This is a genomic window from Micromonospora sp. DT31, from assembly GCF_049841795.1.
Classification (GTDB): Bacteria; Actinomycetota; Actinomycetes; order Mycobacteriales; family Micromonosporaceae; genus Micromonospora.
Map to the genome: position 1 here is coordinate 72,527 of NZ_JBNCKZ010000018.1, position 19,639 is coordinate 92,165.

The window sequence follows — 19,639 nt, forward strand, 5'->3', positions numbered from 1 at the left end:
CGCCGTCGGCCTCGCGGTCGACGGGGTCGGCCGGGGTGACCGGCGCCCTATGCGTCGGCCGTGGAGCCCGGCAGCCACACCGTGAACGCGGTGCGGCCCGGTCGGCTCCGGACGTGCACCCGGCCGTGGTGGGCCTCCACCACGGCCGCGACGATGGCCAGGCCCAGTCCGGTGCTGCCCTGGGCCCGGGAGCGGGAGCTGTCGCCACGGGCGAACCGCTCGAACACCTCCGGCTGCGACTGCTCGGGAATGCCCGGCCCGTCGTCGGTGACGCGCAGCTCGACACCCCCGGGAGCCGACGCCAGCCGGACGGTGACCGTGGTGCCGGCCGGCGTGTGCACCCGCGCGTTGGCGAGCAGGTTCGCCAGCACCTGGTGCAGCCGGTGGGCGTCGCCGGTGACGGTGAGCGGCTCGTCGGGCAGGTCGAGCTGCCACCGGTGGTCGGGGCTCGAGACGTGCGCGTCGCCGACCGCGTTCACCGCCATCGCGGTGAGGTCGACCGGTTCGGCGGCGAGCGGGCGGCCGGAGTCCAGCCGGGCGAGCAGCAGCAGGTCGTCGACGAGACGTGTCATCCGGGTGCTCTCCGACTCGACCCGGCGCAACGCGTGCGCCACGTCGGGCGGCACCTCCTGCCGGCCGCGCCGGGCCACCTCGGCGTACCCGCGGATGGCGGCCAGCGGCGTACGCAGCTCGTGGCTGGCGTCGGCGACGAACTGGCGTACCCGGGTCTCGCTGGCCTGCCGGGCGGCGAGCGCGGCGGCGACGTGGCCGAGCATCCGGTTGAGCGCGCCGCCGACCTGGCCGACCTCGGTGCGGGGATCGGTGTCGGCGGCGGGCACCCGCACCGACAGAGCCACCTCGCCGCGGTCCAACGGCAGTTCGGTGACCCGCGCGGCGGTCGCGGCCACCCGGTTGAGCGGACGCAACGCGCCCCGGACGATGAGCGCACCGAGGGTGCCGGCGACGAGCAGACCGAGACCGATCACCCCGGCCTGGGCGACGACCATCCACATCACCGTCTCGTCGACCGGGGCCAGCGGGATCGCGAGGACCAGGACGTCACCGTCGCCGCGCGGGGAGGGCAGGGCGATGGCCCGGTAGTCGCCCCGACCGGCGACGGCGACGGTGTGCGGGCGGTCGTCGGTGGGCAGCGCGGCCAGGCCGCCGAGGTCCGTGTCGGGCAACGACTCGGTGTCGCCGTTCTCCACCCGGATCCCGCCCGTCGGCTCGCCGGATGCCGGCCTGCGGACCGCGATCGAGCCCGACGGGAAGCCGTTCGGCGGCACCGGCAACCCCTCCTGGCCCGGCGGCAGGGGCCGGCCCGGCGCGCCGTCGCGGCGCACCCACCGTTCCAGGTCGGCCGGGCGGCGGTCACCGAAGGTGAGCTGGTTGTCGAGCTGCGTGGTCAGGAAGTGTCGCAACGCGACCGTGGTGAGGCTGCCGATGCCGATGCTGACCAGCGCCAGCAGCGCCACCACGGAGAGCACCAGCCGGCGGCGCAGCGACCAGCCGGCCATCGGCCCACCCCGGTCACCGGGCCGGTTTGAGGACATAGCCCGCCCCGCGCAACGTGTGGATCATGGGAGACCGGCCCGCGTCGATCTTCTTGCGCAGGTACGAGATGTACAGCTCGACCACGTTCGCCTGGCCGCCGAAGTCGTAGTTCCACACCCGGTCGAGGATCTGCGCCTTGCTGAGCACCCGGCGCGGATTGCGCATCAGATAGCGGAGCAGCTCGAACTCGGTCGCGGTGAGCGTGATCAGGTCGTCGCCGCGGCGCACCTCGTGGCTGTCCTCGTCGAGGGTGAGGTCGCCGACGGTGAGCACCGCGTCCTGCCGGGCGGCGACCGCGAAGCCGGAGCGGCGCAGCAGGGCGCGCAGCCGGGCGATCACCTCCTCCAGGCTGAACGGTTTGGTCACGTAGTCGTCACCGCCGACGGTGAGCCCGGCGACCCGGTCCTCCACGGCGTCGCGGGCGGTCAGGAACAGCACCGGCACGCTCGGGGACTCCACGCGCAGGCGGCGCAGCACCTGGAAGCCGTCCAGGTCGGGCAGCATCACGTCGAGTACGACCGCGTCCGGGCGGAACTGCCGGGCGGTGGCGACCGCCGCCGTCCCGCTGCCGGCGGTGGCGACCTGCCAGCCCTCGTACCGCAGGGCCATCGAGAGCAGGTCGGTGAGTGTCGGCTCGTCGTCGACCACCAGGACCCGGACCGGTTCACCGTCCGGCCGGCGCAGTTCGACGCGCCCCTGCGCGGCCTGCCCGTTCATGACCATGTCCCCCATCGTGGGTGGACCCGCTGTAGCGCAGCTGTCCCGATTCTGTGTACCAGCTGTGCGGGCGGCGCGGGGCGATCCGGGCGTTCCGGCCGGGGCTTCCGCGCACGGCTACCCGGTGGTAACTTCCCGGCATGTCCATCGACGGTCGTTTGTCGGGCAAGGTGGTGCTGGTGACCGGGGCGGCCCGGGGCATCGGCGAGCACACCGCCCGCCTCGCCGCGGCCCGGGGCGCGCGGCTGTCCCTGGTCGGGCTGGAACCGGAGCGGCTGGCCGCGCTCGCGGCCGACCTGGGCCCCGGGCACACGTGGCACGCCGCCGACGTCACCGACCAGGCCGCGCTGGCCCAGGCGGTCGACGCGACGGTCGCCACGCTGGGCGGGATCGACGCGGTGGTGGCCAACGCCGGGGTCGCCAACCGGGGCACCATCGCGGTCGGTGACATCGAGGCGCTGGTGCGTACCGTCGAGGTGAACCTGATCGGCGTGATGCGCACCGCGGCGGCGACGGTGCCGGCGCTCGTCGACCGGGGCGGCTACCTGCTGCTGGTCTCCTCGGCGGCGGCGTTCGCCGCGCTGCCCGGCATGGCCGCCTACTGCGCCTCCAAGGCCGGCGTCGAACAGTTCGGCAACGCGGTCCGGCTGGAACTGGCGCACCGGGGTGTGGCCGTGGGCACCGCCCATCCGTCCTGGGTCGACACCGACCTGGTCCGCGAGGCGCGTACCGACCTGCCGGCCTTCGAGACGGCGCTGGCGAAGCTGCCGTGGCCGCTGCGCCGCACCACCACGGTGCCAGAGTGCGCCCGCGCGTTCGTCCGGGCGATCGAGCGCCGCAGCCGGCGGGTGTACGTCCCCCGGGCCGTGGGCGGCGTGCAGGCCGTGCGGTCCGTGCTGGTCAGCCCGCTGGCCGACCGGCTGGTGGGGCGCACCGCCCGGGTCACCGTCCCGCTGATCGAGGAGCAGTCCCGCGCGTTGGGCCGCGGCTTCGGGGTGAGCACACCGCAGGCGCGGTCGTGAGCGCGCCGCCGGAGGTGGTCTTCGAACGGCGGGGCGCCGGGCCCACGCTGGTGCTGCTGCACGGCATCGGCCACCACTCGGGCGCCTGGCTGCCGATCCTGGACCGCCTCGCCGAGGCGCACGACGTGATCGCCGTGGACCTGCCGGGCTTCGGCCGGTCGCCGATGCCCGCCGGCGGCCTGCCCGCCGACATGCAGGCGCTGGCGGCCGGCGTGGCCGGGCTGTTCGCCGCGTTCGGGCTGCACCGCCCGCACGTGGCCGGCAACAGCCTCGGTGGCGCCATCGCCCTGGAACTGGCCGCCCTGGGCGCGGTCGCCTCGGCCACCGCGCTGTCCCCGGCCGGCTTCTGCACCGCGCGGGAGTTGCGCTGGGCGCTGACCGTGCTCGCCCTGCACCGCAACGCCGCCCGACTGCCCGAGCCGGTGCTGCGTCGCCTGTTCGCCGCGCCGGCGCTGCGGACGCTCGCGATGGGCATGATCCTGTCCCGGCCGAACCGGATGACGCTGGACGCGGCGCTGGCCGACGCCCGGGCGCTGCGCGAGGCACGCGCGTTCCGGGCCGTGGCCCGCGCCGGCCGGGGGTACGCGTACGCGGGCACGCCCACCGTGCCGGTGACGGTGGCCTGGGGCACCCGCGACCGGATCCTGCCCTACCGGCAGGCCGCGCTGGCCCGTGCCCGGCTGCCCACCGCCCGGCATCTGGACCTGCCCGGGTGCGGGCACGTGCCGATGCACGACGACCCGGAACTTGTCACCTCGGTCATCCTCGGCACCACGGGCGCCCGGGCGGCCTGAGTCTCACTCGGTCACCCCGAACGGGACGGTGTGCACGTACCGCATGGTCCAACCTCCCGGACCGGCGCGGTCGTCGCGCTGGTAGAGGTGGTCGGCGACGCCGTCGGCCGGGGAGTCCGGGTGCCGCAGCACCCACCGGGTCGGCGGCCCGCCGTCCGGCCCGGCCGGCAGGTCCCGGTCCAACTCGTCGGCCGGACCGCCGACGAACCGCACGCGCACCAGAGCCATCGTCCACTCTCCCGTCCCCCGTTCGACGTCCCCGCCGCGAAGCTACCCCGCCCCGGCGCCCACCCCCGGCGGTTTGCGCAGCTCCCGACGCGGGTAGCGGGACCGGAGGGTGGCGGACGAGGCGAGGAGTGCGCGATGAGGACGCTGGGCGGGCGGTACGAGCTCGAACAGCGGGCCGGCCTGGGGGGCATGTCGGAGGTCTGGCGGGCGCACGACCGCGTGCTGGACCGGACCGTCGCGGTGAAGCTGATCTCGCCCGGGTTGGACTGCGACGCCACCTCGGTGGAACGGATCCGGGCCGAGGCGCGGTCGGCGGCGCGGCTGGTGCATCCGAACGTCGCAAGCGTGCACGACTTCGGCACCGCCGCGCTGCCGGACGGACGGCCGGTGCCGTACATCGTGATGGAGCTGGCCGAGGGCGAGACCCTGGCCGCGCACCTGCGCAGCGGGCCGCTGGACTGGCGGATCGCGGTGCGGGTCTGCGCCGAGGTGTGCGCCGCGCTGGCGGCCGCGCACGCGCACGGCATCGTGCACCGGGACGTGAAGCCGGCGAACGTGATCCTCACCCCGTGCGGGGTGAAGGTGCTCGACTTCGGCATCGCCACCCCGGCCGGCGCCCCCGACCGGTCGCCGGACGGGATCGTGGTGGGCACCCCGGCTTATCTGGCACCGGAGCAGTTCGACCGGAAGCCGGCCACCCCGGCGGCGGACATGTACGCGCTCGGGGTGCTGCTCTACTACTGCCTCACCGGCAACCTGCCGTACGCGGCCGGCAGCGCCGGACTGCCCGGCTCCCGCCGGGGCCGGTCGGTCCGGCCGCTGCCGGAGGTGCCCGGGCTCCCGCCGGAGGTGGTCGACCTGTGCCGGCGCTGCCTCGACGACGATCCGGCGGCCCGGCCGACCAGCCCGATGGCGGCGCTGCTGCTGGCCGAGGCGGTGGACGCCCGGGTGTACGTGCCGATGACCGCGGTGCCGCCCCGGCAGCGTGGCGGGCAGGTGTCCCCGTGGACCGATCGGGCGGCGGCCGAGGCGACCGAGGCGATGGCCGTGGACGCCGCGACCAGCGGCCGCATCCGCTGAGCCGACCGCCTGCCCGGCGGCGGGCCCGCCCGATCGCCGCGACCCCCGACCGGTTTCGCTGCCCGGTGGCCGGGAACGCCGGCCGGTGAGTGACGGGAGGAACGCGATGCCGGATCAGAGTTCCTGGCTGGCCGAGACGGCCACGGCGACCGCCGCGGGCGGTCACGTACGCACCGACGACGGCGGTCTCTCCTCCGCCCTGGCGTCCCCGCTGGCGCCGCACTGCTCGGGTCTGACGCCGGAGCAGCTCCTGGCCGCCGCGTTCGCCTCCTGCCTGCACCACGCCGCGGTGGAGGCGGCCGGGGAGATCACCGACGAGGCGCACACCGTGCAGGTGACCGCGGAGGCGAAGCTGGGCCGCGACGACGAGGGTCGGTACTGCGCCGACGTGCACGCCGAGATCTCCTCGGCCGGGCTGACCCGGGAGCAGTTGGCCGACCTGGTCGCGTACGCGGATCGGCTGTGGCCGTTCTCCAGCAGCGACCCGACCCGGCACCGGCTGACCGTCACCCCGGCGGACAACGGCCGGCACTGAGCCGCACCGGCGGCGGTCACCGGCACCGTCGGAGGCACCGGCCGTATCCTGCGGTCGGGCGGTGGCGCGGCCGGTTACGGTACCTCCCCGGGGTCCGAACGGAGGAGGCCGGGGACGCACGCCGAAGAACCGATCGCGGGTGCGTTTTGATCTGGCTGGACCGCATATAGGCGATGTGCTGGAGACGCGAGGTAGGCGCGGTTGGTGATCGCTTGCCGGCAATGCGCTCGCGAATTCCGGCATAATGTGGCGCATGCCACCAAGTACCCCGATGGCAATCGCGACCCAGCTTTCTAACCTCGGCGGGTGCCTCCCGACCACCCCGCGCACCAGCAGTCCCCCACCACCGCACCGATTCGCCGAACGATCGACCCGGCCTCCGCCGAACGGCGAGTGGGGCGGCACCGCGCTCCGACACCGTCCCGCCGCGGCCCGGCCCGCACCGTGCCCGGCCGCCTCGCGGTGGCCACCGGCGTCACCTGCTGCCTCGGTCTGATCGGCGTGGCCGCCGTCGGCGAGAGCGCACCGGAGCCACACCTGGAGGTACGCGAGGCGGTCGCCGATCGCGCCGCCGCCGAACACCGGGCGTCCCGCCTGACCCGAACGCTGCCAGAGGCCACCGCGCCGTCCCCGGCACCCAGCGCCATGCCGACGGCGAAGGCGACGCCGCGTAAACCCGCCCGCCCGGCGCGTCCGCGCCCGGTCGCCGGGCTCGACCAGCGGCAGACGGACAACGCGAAGATCATCGTGGACGTCGGCCGGGACCTGGGTGTCCCCCGGCGGGCCCTGGTCGTGGCCGTGGCCACCGCCATGCAGGAGAGCAACCTCTACAACCTGGCCAGCGACGTGCTCCCCGCGTCCTTCGACCACCCGCACCAGGGCAGCGGCTCGGACCACGACTCGGTCGGGCTGTTCCAACAGCGCCCGAGCAGCGGTTGGGGCACCGTCGCCCAGATCATGCGGCCGGCGTACGCGGCCCGTGCCTTCTACACCGCCCTGCTGGACGTGCCCGGCTGGGCGCGGATGAGCGTCACCGGCGCGGCCCAGGCGGTGCAGCTGTCCGCGTATCCCGACGCCTACGCCCGGCACGAGAGGCGGGCCACCGCGGTGGTGTCGGCGCTGAGCTGAGTCTCAGTGCGCGGCGGGGCGTCCGGCGCCACCGGACGGCACGCCCGCGGCGGCGGTCGGCGTGTCCACCGGCACCCGCCCGGCGCGCACCCCGGTCAGCAGCTCGTCCACCCAGGCCTCCCGGCGTCGACGTGCCACCAGGCCCGCCTCGAACTCCCGACGCGCCCGCACCGCCTCGGCGTACGCCTCCTCGCGCAGCCGCCGGGCCTCGGCGCGCGCGGCCTCCAGCTCGGCACGGGCGCGGGTGAGCAGCTCGGCGGCCTCCCGGTCCGCGTCCGGGCGACGGACCGGATCGGGTTCGGGGGCGGTACGACGCTGCAGGAAATCGCACAGCTGAAGCGCCTCCGACCGGATCTGGTCCCACTCCCGACCAACCCCGGCGATCCCCTCGGCGCGGGCCGCCAACCGGCCCAGCCGCAGGCCCAGTTCGTCCAGGCAGGCGTCGACCTGACGCCGGTCGTAGCCGGCCTCCACCACCGAGAACCTCATGCGTCGCCCCCCAGGCAGCCGGTGTACGTCCCCACCTGACGATCCTGCGGGCATGCCGACACGCGGGTCGGTCGTTCGCGGAAAATGCTCACCATCCGGGCGGCGCGGCGCCCGGGCCCGCCCTACGGGTGCTTGGGCAGCACGACCACCCGGCCGAAGAACTCGTCGATGCGGCGCACCACGTCGTTGAAGTCGTCCAGGTCGATCGGCTTGGTCACGTACGCGTTGGCCTGCAACGTGTAGCTGCTGACCACGTCGGTGTCGGCGTTGGAGGTGGTGAGCACCACGATCGGGATGGTCCGCAGGCTCTCGTCGTTCTTGACCTCGCCGAGCACCTGCCGCCCGTCCATCCGGGGCATGTTCAGGTCGAGCAGGATCACGTCCGGCCGCTGCGCCTCGCCGTGCCGGCCCTCGCGGCGCAGGAACTCCATGGCCTCCTCGCCGTCGGCGACGACGTCGATGACCTTGTCGACGTCGGACTCGGCGAGCGCTTCCTCGATCATCAGAACGTCGCCCGGGTCGTCGTCCACCACCAGGATGCGAACGGGGTTCGAGCTGGGCTGACCCATGGGGTTACCTGCTTCGTCTCGGGTAGGGCGTCCGGCCGTGGGGGCCGGGTGCTGGCGGGGAAATGTATCCGATCAGGCGCTGGCCGACGCCGTCGGGTCGGCCGTGTCGCGGTCCAGCTGGAGCACCTCGGCCAGCCCGGTCACCTCAAGCACCCGGGCCACCCGGCCATCGGCGCCGGTGAGCCGCAGCCATCCGCCGTCGGCGGCGAGGAGGTTGTCCCCGCGGACGAACGCGGCGATGCCTGTCGAGTCGCAGAAGGTCAGCTCGGTGAGGTCGAGCAGCAGCTGCCGGTGCCCGGCGGCGATCACGCTGTCGATCGCCGCGTTCAACTCACCGGCCGCGCCGAGGTCGAGTTCGCCGGCGAGCCGAAGGCACACGCCGCCCTCGTCCCGTCGGGCGTGCGTGACGGTGAACGTCACCGTGGCCCCTCTCGCTCCCCACCGCAGGCGAACCCTTGCAGTGGTGCAAGCATACGGGACGGTCGGCCTCCTGCCCGTCAGCGACCGGCATCGGCCAACCCGCCCACCAGCGCCCGCCCCCGGTCGAGGAAGGCCGCCGCGCGCGGGAAATCCCGCAACAGCTGTCCATAGTGCTCCAGGGTGAGCCCCACCGCCTGCGCGGGCACCCCCCGGCTGACCAGGATCTCCACCAGCCAACCGACGAACTCGGTGAACAGGGTGCCGTCGTCCACGTAGAGCGCGGCGGCCAGGAAGTCGACGATGTAGCCGAGATCGCTGACCGTCGAGTCGAGTTGCGCGGAGCTGTAGTCGGCCACCGCCGGCACCCGCTCACGCAGGTCGGTCAGGGCGCTGTCGATCAGCTCGCCGCGTCGCTTGACCAGACTGGCGTACTCGTCGTCGGCGAGGTGGTCCAGCCGGGCCGGCGGCGCCGCTCGCAGCGCCCGCTCGTCGGCCACCAGATCGGCGGCGGTCGGCGCGTCCGGCGCCCACGGCACCCCGAGCACCCGCGCCCACCGGCCGTCGACACCGAACCCGCGACCGCCCACCACCACCGGCACGTCGGAGCGCCGGCACGCCTCCACCATGCGATGGGCATGCGGCAGCCGCATCGGCAGGGCGCACGCCAACGCCACCGCCTCCGCGTCGTAGCGGTGCAGGTAGGACACCAGGTGCGCGGCCGGCACGCTGGCGCCCAGGAAGATCACCTGCCAGCCGCGCAGCCGCAACACCTCGGCCACGAGCCGGGCCGGCAACGCGTGCCACTCGCCGTCCATGCAGGCCATCACGATCCGCCCCCGGGTCGGCCGGGGATCGGCGTACGCGGCCACCGCGGCCACCACCCGTTCGCTGATGTGCGTGGCGGCGTGCTCCTGGGCGACGCTCCACTCGTTACGGGCCCACCGCTCCCCCACCTCGGTCTGCGCCGGAGCGACCAGGTCCAGCAGCACCCGCTCGGCCGGTACGCCCCCGTCCAGCAGCCCCCGGGCCACCGCGACCGCCGCGGACTCGTCGGCCTCGGCCAGACACTCCAGGTAGCGGGGGAAATCGGCCTCGACGGTCGGCACGGTCACGCGGACAGCTCCCTCACTCATTGGATGCCGTCCGAATCCGGTACGGCGTGCAGGTGGCGCTGGGCGCGCCCGGCCGGGCCGGTGGCCCGCAACGCCAGCACCGCGATGTCGTCGTGGTCGCCGTGACCCAGCCAGTCGCAGGTGATCTGCTCGACCCGCTCGGCCAGCGCCGGGGCCGGCATCCGGTGGCAACCGGTCACCGCGTGCAGCAGCCGATCGGCACCGAACTGCTCGTCGCCGCGCCGCCCACCCCGCGCCTCGGTCACCCCGTCGCTGTAGAACAGGCACGTCTCCCCGGCCGCGAGCTGCACGGTGACCTCACCGATGCGGGGGTCGGGAACCACGCCGATCAGCATGCCGCGCAGCGACACCACCTCGATGTCGCCGGACTCGCGCAGCACAAGCGGCGGCAGGTGCCCCCCACCGGCCAGGGTCAACGTCAGGCCGCCGTCGCGGTGCGGGCGGGCCACGCCGAGCACGATGGTGGCGAACCGGCCCTGCCCGTGCGCCTGGGTGGTCTCCAGCAGCGCGTCGTTGAGCAGCTTCAGCAGCCGCCCCGGTTGGGTCTCGACCCGGTGCAGGGCCTGGAGGCACTGGCGCAGCTGGCCGGTGAACACGGCCGCCTCCACGCCCTTGCCGGACACGTCGCCGAGGAAGAAGACCGACCCGCCGTCGGCGAGCCGGTGCGAGCCGTAGAAGTCACCGCCGATGCGCAACCCGGCCTGCGCCGGCCGGTACGCGGTGCCCCACTGCACACCGGCCGCCGCGCTCGGCTCCACCGGCAGCAGGCTGGCCTGCAGGGTGTCGGCGACCTCGGCCTGGTCGCGGTAGAGCATCGCGGTGGTCAACGCCGCGCCGGCCCGGGCCGCGAACGCGCGGATCAGCTCCAGGTCGGCGTCGTCGTACCAGCGGCCGTCCCGGCGGGCCACCAGCAGCGCGCCGGCCGGCGCCTCCCGGCCGGGCAGCGGCACCACCCGCGCGGTGGCGCCGGAGGCATCCGGACCGGTCAGCCAGCCCGCCTCGGCGGCCTGCTCGACCAGCCAGTCCAGCTCGTGCGGCTCGCTGCCGGCCAGACCCGCCTCGATGGCGGCGGGCAGGGCCGTGACCGGCCGCATCCCGCTGTCCACCACCGGTGCCTGGTCGTCCACGCGTACCGCCCGCCACCAGCGGGAGCGGCCGGAACGCGGTGCCAGCACCAGCACCGCCACGTCGGCCGCCGTGGGCACGGCGAGGCGGACCACCGCAGCCGACGCCCGGTCGGGGTGCAGCGGGTTGCCGAGTTTCTCGCCGACCACGGCCAGGAACGCCGAACGGGCCCGCTCCGCGAGCAACGCGTCGGCCCGGCTGACGATCTCGGTGACGTCCTCGACGTACCAGCAGCGGCGGTGCTGCGACAGCGTGACCGGCCGGACCCGCAACCGCCGCCCGTGGTGGGCGAACTCGCTGGGACCGTCGCCGGACAGCGGGGACACGCCGGCGGCGGCCAACAGCTCGCCGGGCGTCACCTCGGGCACCAGCCGCTCGGCGACCGGGCTCACGTGCCGCACCACCCCGTCGGCGTCGCAGACCACGAAGCCCTCGCGGAAGTGCTCGAGCACCTCGGTCCAGTCCGGGACGGCGAGGCTCAGGTCGCCGGCCGGCGAGGGCGGCACGGAGGGCGCCGGGGCGGCGGCAGAGGACGCCTGGGTGGCGGTGGAGGGCGCCGGGGCGGCGGCGGACGACCACGCCGTGGCCCGCGCGGCGCTCGGCGTGGAGATCCGTCCGTCGCCCGGGTCGGCGCCCCTGACGTCGGCAGCAGTCACCAGCTGAGCCCCACTCTCCTCGTCAACCCCCCGGGGCGCCGAGCGCGGCGCCTGTGGCCAGTGCGACCACCCTACGCCGGTATACCCGGACCGCCACCCCACGACGCCGCCGGGGGCAGCTCACGCACGCCGAGCGGCACGGCCCACCGGTTGTTACGATCCGGTTGCTCCCTGCCCGACACGGCGGTCTCCGGAAAGGCGTGATGGTGGTTCCCCAACGGAGAATGCCCGAGGCGGCGCCGCTGACCATCTCCGTGGACCGATCCGACCCGGCCGCCCCGGTGCTCGGCGTCGCCGGCGACCTCGCCTACGACACGGCCGCTCCCCTGCGCGAGGAGATCGACGACCTGCTCGGCGGGCGACCGACCACCCTCGTGTTCGACTTCACCGGCCTGCTCTTCCTGGACAGCACCGGCCTGTCCGTGCTCGTGCACGCCTGGCAGGTCGGCCAGGAGGTGGGCGCCGGCGTCGAACTGCGCGCCGTGCCCCGCTTCCTGACCACCATCCTCGATCTGACCGGGGTCGCCGGCCTGCTCGAACGACAGGTCGACGAGCGCCCGCGGTTCGGTTCGTCCGCGTCGGCGTGACCCCAGGGTTTCCCCGTCCCGCCCGGCTGGGAACATGGTCCCGTGCCCTCCCAGATGTTGACCATCGAGGTGGACCGGTTCGATGCCCGGTCCGCCCGGTTGCGGGTGGCCGGGGAGCTGGACTTCGACACCGCGCCCGACCTCGTCCAGGCGGTCGCCGACCTGCGCCGCGACGGCCTGGAGGCACTGGAGCTCGACTTCACCGACGTGCTGCTGTGCGACTCCTCCGGCCTGAGCGCGCTCGTGGTGATCCACCGCTCCGGCACCAGCGCGGTCCGGCTGCTCAACCCGTGCCCGCAGGTGCGGCAGTTGCTCGACCGCACCGGGCTGGGCGAACTGCTGGCCGCCGCGCCGCGCGGGCTGGCCGGCCACCGCGAGGTGGGGCTGACCGCCGCCGACGCGGGAAAGGGGTGACCCCCGACCCTGGGACCAGGGGCGGGGGGTCGGTCAGGTTGGCTCAGGCGGCGGGCGCGGGGGCCGGCCGGCCCGCCGGCGTCTCGACGTCCTCCGGCTCACCGGAATCGGGCGTCTGAAACAGGTACCGGACAAAATCCTCGGCGGCGGTGTCGTCCGCGCCGGGCCACTGTCCCGCGCAGTCGACCCCGATCACCTCGCGCCCATCGCCGTCGTTGTCGGCCAGCAGCGCCCACAGGGTCACCGGGTAGCAGCGGGTGACGTCCGGGGCGATCCGCCAGCGGGCGTACCAGCCCGGCCGGGCGGGGACGATCTCCACGATCTGTTTCATGCCGACCTGCCCTTCCGCGTGCGTCGGAAGTTGTCCGGTCCACCCGATCCTGCGGCTTGGGCGGGTGAGCGCCCCTCACCCGCAGCGAGTGAAGCCGGCCGCGCGGCGGTTGCCGTTAGCTTCCCGGCCGGGCCGGGAACGCGGTCGACGCAAGCGGAACCGAGCAGGAACGAGGTGCGACGATGCGCAAGCAGATGGAGGGCGACAACCAGCGGCGCCGGGCGCTGGCCCGGCAGGCCCGGGATCGGGGCATGCGGCCGAGTCAGGTCGACGCCAGCCTGGGCGCGTCCAAGCAGGTCACCTCGCTGGACAGGCACGCGCGGTCGGGCCCGCAGCCGGCCGGGCGACACAAGCCGGACAGCTCCCGGGGCGGTCCGGCCCCGCCGCCGGTCGCGGTCGCCGAACGCCCGCGCCCGCTGCCGGACGCGCGGCCCCGGGCGGCCACCCTCGGCTTCCGGGACCTGGTGGACGACGTGAGCCGGCGCGTCGGGGTGGGCTTCTCCGAGGCCCGGGTCGCGGCGGAGGCCACGGTGCTGTCCCTGGCGTGGGCGCTGGACGAGGCGGAGCGGGAACGGCTGCTGGACGCGGTGCCGCTCACCCTGCACGACGTGGTGCCGGTCGACGGCATGGAACGACGCCAGGACCTGCCCGGCTTCCTGGCCCAGGTCGGCCGGCACAGCCGGCTCACCCCGGAACGGGCCCGCTACCGGGCGGAGGCGACGTTCGCCGCGCTCGCCGCGGCCGACGCCGAACTGGTCGGGTCGCTGCACGTACCCGACGGGTTGCGGGACCTGCTCGGGCCGACCGACGTCGGCGGTGGCCTGGTCGGGGTGTCCTCGGCGACCGCGCCGCTGACCGACGCGGAGTTGCGCGACGCCCTGGCGGCCCTGCCCTACTGGTCCAGTGACCGGCGCTCGCTGATACGCACCATCGAGTTGCCCGGCGGCAACCTGGACCGGGTGCTCGACCGGCTGGACCAGCTCAAGACCGAGGTCGGGCGGGCCCCGCAGATCGGCCGGCCGGACCCGGACAACGCCGTGCTGACCGTACGGACCCAGCAGGCCCAGGGTGTCACGGCCGCCGACGTGGACCTGGCCCACCGGGTCGACGCGGCCGTCGACGAGGCCGGCGCCGGCATGGCCGCCGGCTGAGCGGGACGGCGGGGCCCCGCTCGCCGGTTCGGCAGCGGTGGGGCCCCGCCGGACGCCCGTGCACCCGGTACCGTGTCCCGCCGTGGAACGCGACGCCGACGCCCTGGAGATCGTCGTGGACGACGCCGACGCCTTGGAGATCGTCGTGGACCCGGCCCGCCGCAGCGGGCGGACGCTGCTGGCCGGCGGCGTCGAGCAGTCGTACGTCGACCTCGACGACTCCCGGTACCTGCATTTCGAGTACGTGCGCCGGATCGCCGCCGCGATCGACCTGGCCGCCCCGCCGGGCCGCCCACTGGCCGCGCTGCACCTCGGCGGCGGCGCGCTGACCCTGCCGCGCTGGTTGGCCGCCACCCGGCCCGGCTCGCCGCAACGGGTGGTGGAGCGTGACCCGGCGGTGGTCGAACTGGTCGGCCGGGAACTGCCGCCGGTACCGCCGGAGGTGACGGTGACGATCGGCGACGCCCGGGACGCGGTCACCGCCGCGCCGGCCGGCGCGTACGACGTGGTGGTGGCCGACGTCTACCGGGGGGCGCGGATGCCGGCGCACGTGGCGGCCGCCGAGTTCGCCGCGCAGGTGGCCCGGGTGCTCCGGCCCGACGGCCTCTACCTGGTCAACCTCACCGACCTGCCGCCGCTGGCGCACACCCGCGCGCAGGTGGCCACGCTGCGCGCGGTCTTCGCCGACGTGTGCCTGGTCGCCGACCGGCGGATGCTGCGCGGCCGGCGCTACGGCAACGTGGTGCTCGCCGCCGCGCCCGCGCCGCAGCGGGTGCCGGCACGGCGCCTGGCCGCCCGGGTCGCCGCCGACCCGTTGCCCGGGGCGGTCCTGCACGCCGCAACGCTGGACGCGTTCACCGCCGGGGCCCGCCCGGTCGTCGACGCCGACCGGGGCTGAGCCGGGCGTTTTCTTCCCGGCGTCCCGGGTAGCCGCGCCGGATGAGCACCGCCGACGACCGGTCCACCGCCCGCCGGACGCTGATCGTGATCGGTCTGGTCCTCGCCACCGCGGTCGGCCTGGCGTTGGTCCTGGCCACCCGGCGGGTGCTGGTCTGGGGGCTCGTGGCGGCGCTGCTCGCGGTCGCCCTCAAACCGCTCGTGGACCGGCTGCAACGGCGGGTACGCCGTCGGGCGCTGGCCACCCTGCTGGTCTTCCTGGCCGCGTTCGTGCTGCTGGCCGCGTTGGGTGCGTTGATCGTGCTGCCGCTGCTCGACGAGGTGGCCCGGTTCGCCGACCGGCTGCCGGAGCTCGTCCGCGAGGCGCAGGCCGGGCAGGGCCCGGTCGGGCGGCTGTTGGACCGTTTCCACCTGCTCCGATACGCCGAGCCCGGGCAGCTGCGCCGCTTCGGCTCGCGGCTCGGCGAGCCGACCTTCGGGCTGGTCCGCGGCGTCGCCCAGGCGGTGACTGCGCTGGTCACGGTGGTGGTGCTGGCGTACCTGATGGTGTTGGAGGCCCCGAAGATCGTGACGGGGGCGTTGCGGCTGGTCGGCGAGGGTCCGGCGCAGCGGCTGCGGCGCATCGGGCGGGACTCGTCCCGGATCGTCACCGGCTACCTCAGCGGCAATCTGCTGATCAGCGTGATTTGTGGCGGTCTGACGTTCGTGGTGCTGTTCGTGCTCGGAGTACCGTTCGCCGCGGTGATCGCGTTGACGGTGGCGGTGGCCGATTTGATCCCGCTGGTCGGGGCCACCCTCGGTGCGGCGGTCGCGGCCGGGGCGGGGTTCCTGCACTCCCCCGTCGCCGGCGTCGTGGTGCTCGTCTTCTTCGTGGTCTACCAGCAGGTGGAGAACCATCTGCTGCAACCGTTCATCATGGCCCGCGCGGTACGCCTGAACCCGTTGACGGTGCTGGTCGCCGTCCTGCTGTCGGTCGAGCTGGCCGGTCTGGTCGGCGCGCTGCTGGCGATCCCGGCAGCCGGCATCGCGCAGGTGCTGCTGCGCGAGTTCGTACCCGCCGGCCGCCAGACACTGCCCCTGCCCGCCGACGGCGAACCGGCCGACGGTCCCGGTCCGGTCGGGCCGGACCGACCGCCGGCCGGTGGGTGAGCGCACGCCTGCCGGTCAGGCCCGGCGGGCCAGTTCCGGCGACTCGCTCTCCAACGGCACCGTGTGGGCCGGCACCAGACCCAGTTGCACCGCCGGCCGGGGCAGCGTGGCGTCCAGCGCCCAGTCGGCGGCGACCCGGGGACGGTTGCCCGGCAGGGCCAGCAGGTGGTAGCCGCGGGTGACGACCTTGGCCGGCAGTCCGGACAGCGGCACCTGCAACGGGTTCGCCGCCGCCTGCTTGCCGCCCAGGTCGACCACCCAGCCCAGGTCGTGGTGCTTGTACGACTTGCGGGTGCCCTGCCCGTAGGAGGCGGCGATGTTGTGCGCGGCGAGCTTGCCCTGCCGCTGGGCGTGCTGCGCGGTCATCGCGCACACCTGCCCGGGACGGGTCGGGTCGGGCACGGCGGCGGCGTCGCCGCAGGCGAACACCTCCGGGTAGCCGGGGACGTTGAGGTATCCGTCCACCACCAGCCGCCCCTTCTCGGTGCGCAGGCCCAGCTCGGCCACGAACGGGTCGGGGCGGACCCCGACGCACCAGATGAGGCTGCACGTCGGCACGTACTCCCCGTCGGTGAGCATCACCCCGTCGGGGGTGGCCTCGCTGACGGAGGTGCCCATCCGCACGTCCACGCCCCGGCGGCGCAGCACCCGATCGGCGGTGGCCGACATCCGCCGGTCCAGTTCGGGCAGCACCCGGGGCGCCAGGTCGAGCAGCATCCACCGGGGGCGGATGTTCAGGTGCGGGCGTTGGGCCGCCAACCGGTCGGTGAACAGCTGCCCGTGCGCGGCCACCTCGGTGCCGGTGTAGCCGGCGCCGACCACCACGAACGTGGTGCGGGAGCGCTGCTCGGCCGGGTCCTCGGTCACCTCGGCCACCTCGACCTGCCGGACGACGTGGTCGTGCAGGTACAGCGCCTCGGGCAGGCCGCGGAAACCGTGTGCGTGCTCGGTCACCCCGGGGATGGGCAGCAGCTTGTTGACGCTGCCGACGGAGAGCACCAGCCGGTCGTACGCGAGCTGACCCTGCTCGCCCTCGGCGGTGCGGTAGCCGACCCACCGGTTCTGCAGGTCCACCCGGTCGGCCTCGCCGACCACCACCCGCACCCCGTCGAGCGTGCCGGCCAGCGGCACGGCGATCCGCGTCGGCTCGATCACCCCGGCCGCCACCTCGGGCAGCAGCGGCAGGTAGAGGAAGAAGTCGGTCGAGTTGAGCAGGACGATCTCGGCCCGGTCGCGGGCCAGCCGGCGCAACGTCTTGGCCGCGTGGTATCCGGCGAACCCGGCCCCCACGATCACCACCCGTGGTTTCGTCATGCCCGCTGCCGTTCCCGGGCTGGCCTGCGACAAACGTGGGCGGACATTCATCCAGCCCCACCGATATGGACATTCCTCCCGATCGGCGCGAGGATGCCGAGATGGGAAATCACGCGAGCGTCGAGGGTCGACCCACGAGGTCCAGCCGGCGCACCTTCCTCACCGCCTCCGCCGCGGCCACCGCCGCCGCCGTCGCCACGCCGCTCACCGCCGCCACCCCGGCCGCCGCCACCCCGGCCGGCGGGCCACCCGGGCCGGGCCGCCCGGCCCGCCCGCAGCGTCCCGACCGGGAGCTGACCGCGCTGCTGCGCGAAATCGACAGGCGCCGGATCGAGGCCACCGTGCGCCGGCTCGCCGCGTTCGGCACCCGCCACACCCTGTCCAGCCAGACCGATCCGGTACGCGGCATCGGCGCCGCCCGCGACTGGATCCACGCCCAACTGTCCGGGTACGCGGCCGCGTCCGGCGGCCGGATGACCGTCGAACTCCAGTCGTACGTGCAGCAGCCCGCCTCCCGCATCCCCACCCCGACCACCATCACCAACGTGGTGGCCACCCTGCGCGGCGACGTCACGCCCGAGCGGGTGTACGTGGTCACCGGCCACTACGATTCCCGGGCCAGCGACGTGATGGACGCGGTCAGCGACGCGCCCGGCGCCGACGACGACGCCTCCGGGGTGGCGGTGGTGATGGAACTGGCCCGGGTGTTGTCCACCCGGCGCACCGAGGCCACCATCGTGCTCGCCGCGGTGGCCGCAGAGGAGCAGGGGCTGTACGGCTCGGCGTACCTGGCCGGGCGGTTGAAGGCGGCCGGCGTGGACGTGCAGGCGATGTTCAGCAACGACATCGTCGGGTCGAGCACCGCCGACGACGGCACCCGCGACCCGCGTACCGTGCGGTTGTTCGCCGAGGGCGTGCCGACCGCCGAGACCCCGGCCGAGGCGAGCGTGCGGCAGTCCGTCGGCGGCGAGAACGACTCGCCGTCGCGGCAGCTGGCCCGGTTCGTCCGCGACGTGGCCGACAACGCGGCCACCGGCATGGACGTCCGGGTGATCTACCGGCGGGACCGCTACCTGCGCGGCAGCGACCACATCTCGTTCCTGCGCGAGGGTTGGCCGGCCGGCCGGTTCACCGAGCCGAACGAGAACTTCGCCCACCAGCACCAGGACGTGCGCGTGGTCGACGGGGTCCAGTACGGCGACCTGCCGCAGTTCTGCGACTTCGACTACATCACCCGGGTGGCCCGGGTGAACGCCGCCACGCTCTGGTCGCTGGCCCAGGCGCCGGGCACACCCAGGGGCGTCACCGTGGTGACCACCAACCTGACGAACGACACCACGCTGCGCTGGCAGCGCGGCCCGGAGCCGGACCTGGCCGGCTACGAGGTGGTGTGGCGGGAGACCACCGCTGCCGACTGGCAGCGGGTGCTGCCGGTCGGCGACGTCACCGAGGTGACCGTGGACCTGTCCAAGGACAACGTGTTCTTCGGTGTCCGGGCGGTGGACCGGGCCGGGCACCGCAGCCCGGTGGCGTTCCCCAGGCCGGGTAGCTGACCTGCCGGACGGTCACCGCCCCGGTCGCCCTCAGGTGGCCGGTGCGGTGATCGCCCAGCGCTCGTGGTCGCGCCACGCGCCGTCGACGAACAGGTAGTCCGGGGAGAAGCCCTCCAGCCGGAAGCCGAGCCGGCGGGCCAGTCGTCTCGACGGCTCGTTGCCAGGCTGGATGTTCGCCTCCAGCCGGTGCAGCCCGAGCGGCCCGAACGCGTACCCGACCACCAGCCGCACCCCGGCCGAGGCGTGCCCGGTGCCCGCGTACGGGTGGAATGCCGCGTACCCGAGGTAGCCGCCGCGCAGCGCCCCCAGCACGATGCCGCCGATGTTCGCGTAGCCGGCGATCTCGCCGGTTTTCCGGTCGCAGAACAGGAACCCGGAGGTGTCCCGCCGCCGGGTCCTGCGCAGGTAGGCCGCGTACCGGTCGGGATCGTCAGGCGCCGACAGCCACGGATGGTGCAGCTCGCGGCTGCGCCGGGCGGCCGCGACGAACTCCGCCTCGTCGGCGGGGCGGGGCCGGCGGATGGCGACCCGGCCGTCGCTGCGCAGATACCTCACGATGCACCACTCTCACCCACCCGCCCAGTGCCACCCCACCCGGGGCCGCGCCCACCGTGCCGAGGCGTTGGGATGAGACCGCCCTTATCCGGGCGTTCCGCACCAGCATCACCGCGCTGAATCGGACGAGCGGCGCGGGCCGGATGTTTGGCCGGTGGGGATGGTGGTGGGCGCCACCGCCACGGCGGAATCCGGGCCGGGTCGGCGGCGTTGTACATGGCTGACGGCGCGGATCAGC

Annotated in this window: 22 protein-coding genes; 11 read left to right on the forward strand and 11 right to left on the reverse strand. The window is 74.8% G+C overall.

What is annotated here, in order from left to right; all coding sequences use genetic code 11:
- Positions 1 to 47 precede the first annotated feature (47 nt).
- Together ACLQ2X_RS23775 and ACLQ2X_RS23780 are read right to left on the reverse strand one after the other, a co-directional pair.
- Complete coding sequence (locus ACLQ2X_RS23775; RefSeq protein WP_425683303.1) at positions 48 to 1,553, reverse strand: HAMP domain-containing sensor histidine kinase; 1,506 nt, start codon at positions 1,551 to 1,553, stop codon at positions 48 to 50.
- Positions 1,531 to 2,271 carry a response regulator transcription factor gene (locus ACLQ2X_RS23780; protein WP_425683330.1) on the reverse strand — a complete coding sequence of 247 codons (741 nt, stop codon included), beginning with the start codon at positions 2,269 to 2,271 and terminating at the stop codon, positions 1,531 to 1,533. Before ACLQ2X_RS23780 ends, ACLQ2X_RS23775 begins: the two co-directional genes overlap by 23 nt.
- A gap of 140 nt (positions 2,272 to 2,411) precedes the next feature.
- Here ACLQ2X_RS23780 and ACLQ2X_RS23785 point away from each other — a divergent pair, with 140 nt between their 5' ends.
- Positions 2,412 to 3,293 carry an SDR family oxidoreductase gene (locus ACLQ2X_RS23785; RefSeq protein ID WP_425683304.1) on the forward strand — a complete coding sequence of 294 codons (882 nt, stop codon included), beginning with the start codon at positions 2,412 to 2,414 and terminating at the stop codon, positions 3,291 to 3,293.
- Entirely contained in the window at positions 3,290 to 4,087 is a 798-nt protein-coding gene (locus tag ACLQ2X_RS23790) for an alpha/beta fold hydrolase (protein WP_425683305.1), read from the forward strand. Before ACLQ2X_RS23785 ends, ACLQ2X_RS23790 begins: the two co-directional genes overlap by 4 nt.
- Positions 4,088 to 4,090: 3 nt before the next feature.
- Here ACLQ2X_RS23790 and ACLQ2X_RS23795 read toward each other — a convergent pair whose 3' ends face one another.
- On the reverse strand, positions 4,091 to 4,315 hold the full coding sequence (locus tag ACLQ2X_RS23795; RefSeq protein ID WP_425683306.1) for a hypothetical protein: 225 nt from the start codon (positions 4,313 to 4,315) through the stop codon (positions 4,091 to 4,093).
- 135 nt (positions 4,316 to 4,450) lie between these two features.
- Here ACLQ2X_RS23795 and ACLQ2X_RS23800 point away from each other — a divergent pair, with 135 nt between their 5' ends.
- The 3 genes from ACLQ2X_RS23800 to ACLQ2X_RS23810 all read left to right on the forward strand — a co-directional run bounded on the left by ACLQ2X_RS23800 (position 4,451) and on the right by ACLQ2X_RS23810 (position 7,058).
- Positions 4,451 to 5,395 carry a serine/threonine-protein kinase gene (locus ACLQ2X_RS23800; protein ID WP_425683307.1) on the forward strand — a complete coding sequence of 315 codons (945 nt, stop codon included), beginning with the start codon at positions 4,451 to 4,453 and terminating at the stop codon, positions 5,393 to 5,395.
- 106 nt (positions 5,396 to 5,501) lie between these two features.
- Positions 5,502 to 5,930 carry an OsmC family protein gene (locus ACLQ2X_RS23805; RefSeq protein ID WP_425683308.1) on the forward strand — a complete coding sequence of 143 codons (429 nt, stop codon included), beginning with the start codon at positions 5,502 to 5,504 and terminating at the stop codon, positions 5,928 to 5,930.
- A 306-nt stretch (positions 5,931 to 6,236) separates the two neighbouring features.
- Entirely contained in the window at positions 6,237 to 7,058 is an 822-nt protein-coding gene (locus ACLQ2X_RS23810) for a hypothetical protein (protein ID WP_425683309.1), read from the forward strand.
- Positions 7,059 to 7,061: 3 nt separating this feature from the next.
- Here ACLQ2X_RS23810 and ACLQ2X_RS23815 read toward each other — a convergent pair whose 3' ends face one another.
- The 5 genes from ACLQ2X_RS23815 to ACLQ2X_RS23835 form a co-directional block, all read right to left on the reverse strand.
- Positions 7,062 to 7,547 (reverse strand): ATPase, encoded by a 486-nt coding sequence (locus ACLQ2X_RS23815; protein WP_425683310.1) that lies wholly within the window; start codon positions 7,545 to 7,547, stop codon positions 7,062 to 7,064.
- Between the two features lie 122 nt (positions 7,548 to 7,669).
- Positions 7,670 to 8,116, reverse strand: coding sequence for a response regulator (locus tag ACLQ2X_RS23820; RefSeq protein WP_425683311.1), 447 nt, complete (start codon positions 8,114 to 8,116; stop codon positions 7,670 to 7,672).
- Between the two features lie 72 nt (positions 8,117 to 8,188).
- The gene (locus tag ACLQ2X_RS23825) at positions 8,189 to 8,536 is read right to left on the reverse strand and encodes an STAS domain-containing protein (RefSeq protein ID WP_425683312.1); all 348 of its coding nucleotides are present in this window, start codon (positions 8,534 to 8,536) and stop codon (positions 8,189 to 8,191) included.
- 77 nt (positions 8,537 to 8,613) lie between these two features.
- Positions 8,614 to 9,648 carry a cobalamin B12-binding domain-containing protein gene (locus tag ACLQ2X_RS23830; protein ID WP_425683313.1) on the reverse strand — a complete coding sequence of 345 codons (1,035 nt, stop codon included), beginning with the start codon at positions 9,646 to 9,648 and terminating at the stop codon, positions 8,614 to 8,616.
- A 17-nt stretch (positions 9,649 to 9,665) separates the two neighbouring features.
- Complete coding sequence (locus tag ACLQ2X_RS23835) at positions 9,666 to 11,450, reverse strand: PP2C family protein-serine/threonine phosphatase (RefSeq protein WP_425683314.1); 1,785 nt, start codon at positions 11,448 to 11,450, stop codon at positions 9,666 to 9,668.
- A 224-nt stretch (positions 11,451 to 11,674) separates the two neighbouring features.
- On the opposite strand from ACLQ2X_RS23835, the gene ACLQ2X_RS23840 reads away from it, so the two are divergent.
- Both ACLQ2X_RS23840 and ACLQ2X_RS23845 read left to right on the forward strand, forming a co-directional pair.
- A complete protein-coding gene (locus tag ACLQ2X_RS23840) occupies positions 11,675 to 12,037 on the forward strand; it encodes an STAS domain-containing protein (RefSeq protein ID WP_425683315.1) in 363 nt (120 codons plus the stop codon).
- Between the two features lie 42 nt (positions 12,038 to 12,079).
- Positions 12,080 to 12,451: an STAS domain-containing protein gene (locus ACLQ2X_RS23845; RefSeq protein ID WP_425683316.1), complete on the forward strand. Its 372-nt coding sequence runs from the start codon at positions 12,080 to 12,082 to the stop codon at positions 12,449 to 12,451.
- 43 nt (positions 12,452 to 12,494) lie between these two features.
- Here the strand turns inward: ACLQ2X_RS23845 and ACLQ2X_RS23850 are convergent, their stop codons facing one another.
- Positions 12,495 to 12,782, reverse strand: a complete 288-nt coding sequence (locus ACLQ2X_RS23850; RefSeq protein ID WP_425683317.1) for a hypothetical protein — start codon at positions 12,780 to 12,782, stop codon at positions 12,495 to 12,497.
- Positions 12,783 to 12,964: 182 nt separating this feature from the next.
- Here ACLQ2X_RS23850 and ACLQ2X_RS23855 point away from each other — a divergent pair, with 182 nt between their 5' ends.
- The 3 genes from ACLQ2X_RS23855 to ACLQ2X_RS23865 all read left to right on the forward strand — a co-directional run bounded on the left by ACLQ2X_RS23855 (position 12,965) and on the right by ACLQ2X_RS23865 (position 15,979).
- Positions 12,965 to 13,933: a 4a-hydroxytetrahydrobiopterin dehydratase gene (locus ACLQ2X_RS23855; protein ID WP_425683318.1), complete on the forward strand. Its 969-nt coding sequence runs from the start codon at positions 12,965 to 12,967 to the stop codon at positions 13,931 to 13,933.
- A gap of 82 nt (positions 13,934 to 14,015) precedes the next feature.
- Positions 14,016 to 14,831 carry a spermidine synthase gene (locus ACLQ2X_RS23860; RefSeq protein ID WP_425683319.1) on the forward strand — a complete coding sequence of 272 codons (816 nt, stop codon included), beginning with the start codon at positions 14,016 to 14,018 and terminating at the stop codon, positions 14,829 to 14,831.
- Between the two features lie 41 nt (positions 14,832 to 14,872).
- Entirely contained in the window at positions 14,873 to 15,979 is a 1,107-nt protein-coding gene (locus tag ACLQ2X_RS23865; RefSeq protein ID WP_425683320.1) for an AI-2E family transporter, read from the forward strand.
- Between the two features lie 15 nt (positions 15,980 to 15,994).
- On the opposite strand, the gene ACLQ2X_RS23870 is transcribed toward ACLQ2X_RS23865, so the two are convergent.
- Entirely contained in the window at positions 15,995 to 17,293 is a 1,299-nt protein-coding gene (locus ACLQ2X_RS23870; RefSeq protein WP_425683321.1) for an NAD(P)/FAD-dependent oxidoreductase, read from the reverse strand.
- A 101-nt stretch (positions 17,294 to 17,394) separates the two neighbouring features.
- Between ACLQ2X_RS23870 and ACLQ2X_RS23875 the strand changes: the two genes are divergently transcribed.
- Complete coding sequence (locus ACLQ2X_RS23875) at positions 17,395 to 18,846, forward strand: M20/M25/M40 family metallo-hydrolase (protein ID WP_425683322.1); 1,452 nt, start codon at positions 17,395 to 17,397, stop codon at positions 18,844 to 18,846.
- Between the two features lie 30 nt (positions 18,847 to 18,876).
- Here ACLQ2X_RS23875 and ACLQ2X_RS23880 read toward each other — a convergent pair whose 3' ends face one another.
- Entirely contained in the window at positions 18,877 to 19,401 is a 525-nt protein-coding gene (locus ACLQ2X_RS23880; protein WP_425683323.1) for a GNAT family N-acetyltransferase, read from the reverse strand.
- Between the last annotated feature and the right edge of the window lie 238 nt (positions 19,402 to 19,639).

Coding starts and splice junctions, on each gene's coding strand:
- ACLQ2X_RS23775 (WP_425683303.1), bottom strand. CDS start 1,553: ATGTCCTCAAACCGGCCCGGTGACCGGGGTGGGCCGATGGCCGGCTGG.
- ACLQ2X_RS23780 (WP_425683330.1), bottom strand. CDS start 2,271: ATGAACGGGCAGGCCGCGCAGGGGCGCGTCGAACTGCGCCGGCCGGAC.
- ACLQ2X_RS23785 (WP_425683304.1), top strand. CDS start 2,412: ATGTCCATCGACGGTCGTTTGTCGGGCAAGGTGGTGCTGGTGACCGGG.
- ACLQ2X_RS23795 (WP_425683306.1), bottom strand. CDS start 4,315: ATGGCTCTGGTGCGCGTGCGGTTCGTCGGCGGTCCGGCCGACGAGTTG.
- ACLQ2X_RS23800 (WP_425683307.1), top strand. CDS start 4,451: ATGAGGACGCTGGGCGGGCGGTACGAGCTCGAACAGCGGGCCGGCCTG.
- ACLQ2X_RS23805 (WP_425683308.1), top strand. CDS start 5,502: ATGCCGGATCAGAGTTCCTGGCTGGCCGAGACGGCCACGGCGACCGCC.
- ACLQ2X_RS23815 (WP_425683310.1), bottom strand. CDS start 7,547: ATGAGGTTCTCGGTGGTGGAGGCCGGCTACGACCGGCGTCAGGTCGAC.
- ACLQ2X_RS23820 (WP_425683311.1), bottom strand. CDS start 8,116: ATGGGTCAGCCCAGCTCGAACCCCGTTCGCATCCTGGTGGTGGACGAC.
- ACLQ2X_RS23840 (WP_425683315.1), top strand. CDS start 11,675: ATGCCCGAGGCGGCGCCGCTGACCATCTCCGTGGACCGATCCGACCCG.
- ACLQ2X_RS23850 (WP_425683317.1), bottom strand. CDS start 12,782: ATGAAACAGATCGTGGAGATCGTCCCCGCCCGGCCGGGCTGGTACGCC.
- ACLQ2X_RS23855 (WP_425683318.1), top strand. CDS start 12,965: ATGCGCAAGCAGATGGAGGGCGACAACCAGCGGCGCCGGGCGCTGGCC.
- ACLQ2X_RS23865 (WP_425683320.1), top strand. CDS start 14,873: ATGAGCACCGCCGACGACCGGTCCACCGCCCGCCGGACGCTGATCGTG.
- ACLQ2X_RS23870 (WP_425683321.1), bottom strand. CDS start 17,293: ATGACGAAACCACGGGTGGTGATCGTGGGGGCCGGGTTCGCCGGATAC.
- ACLQ2X_RS23875 (WP_425683322.1), top strand. CDS start 17,395: ATGGGAAATCACGCGAGCGTCGAGGGTCGACCCACGAGGTCCAGCCGG.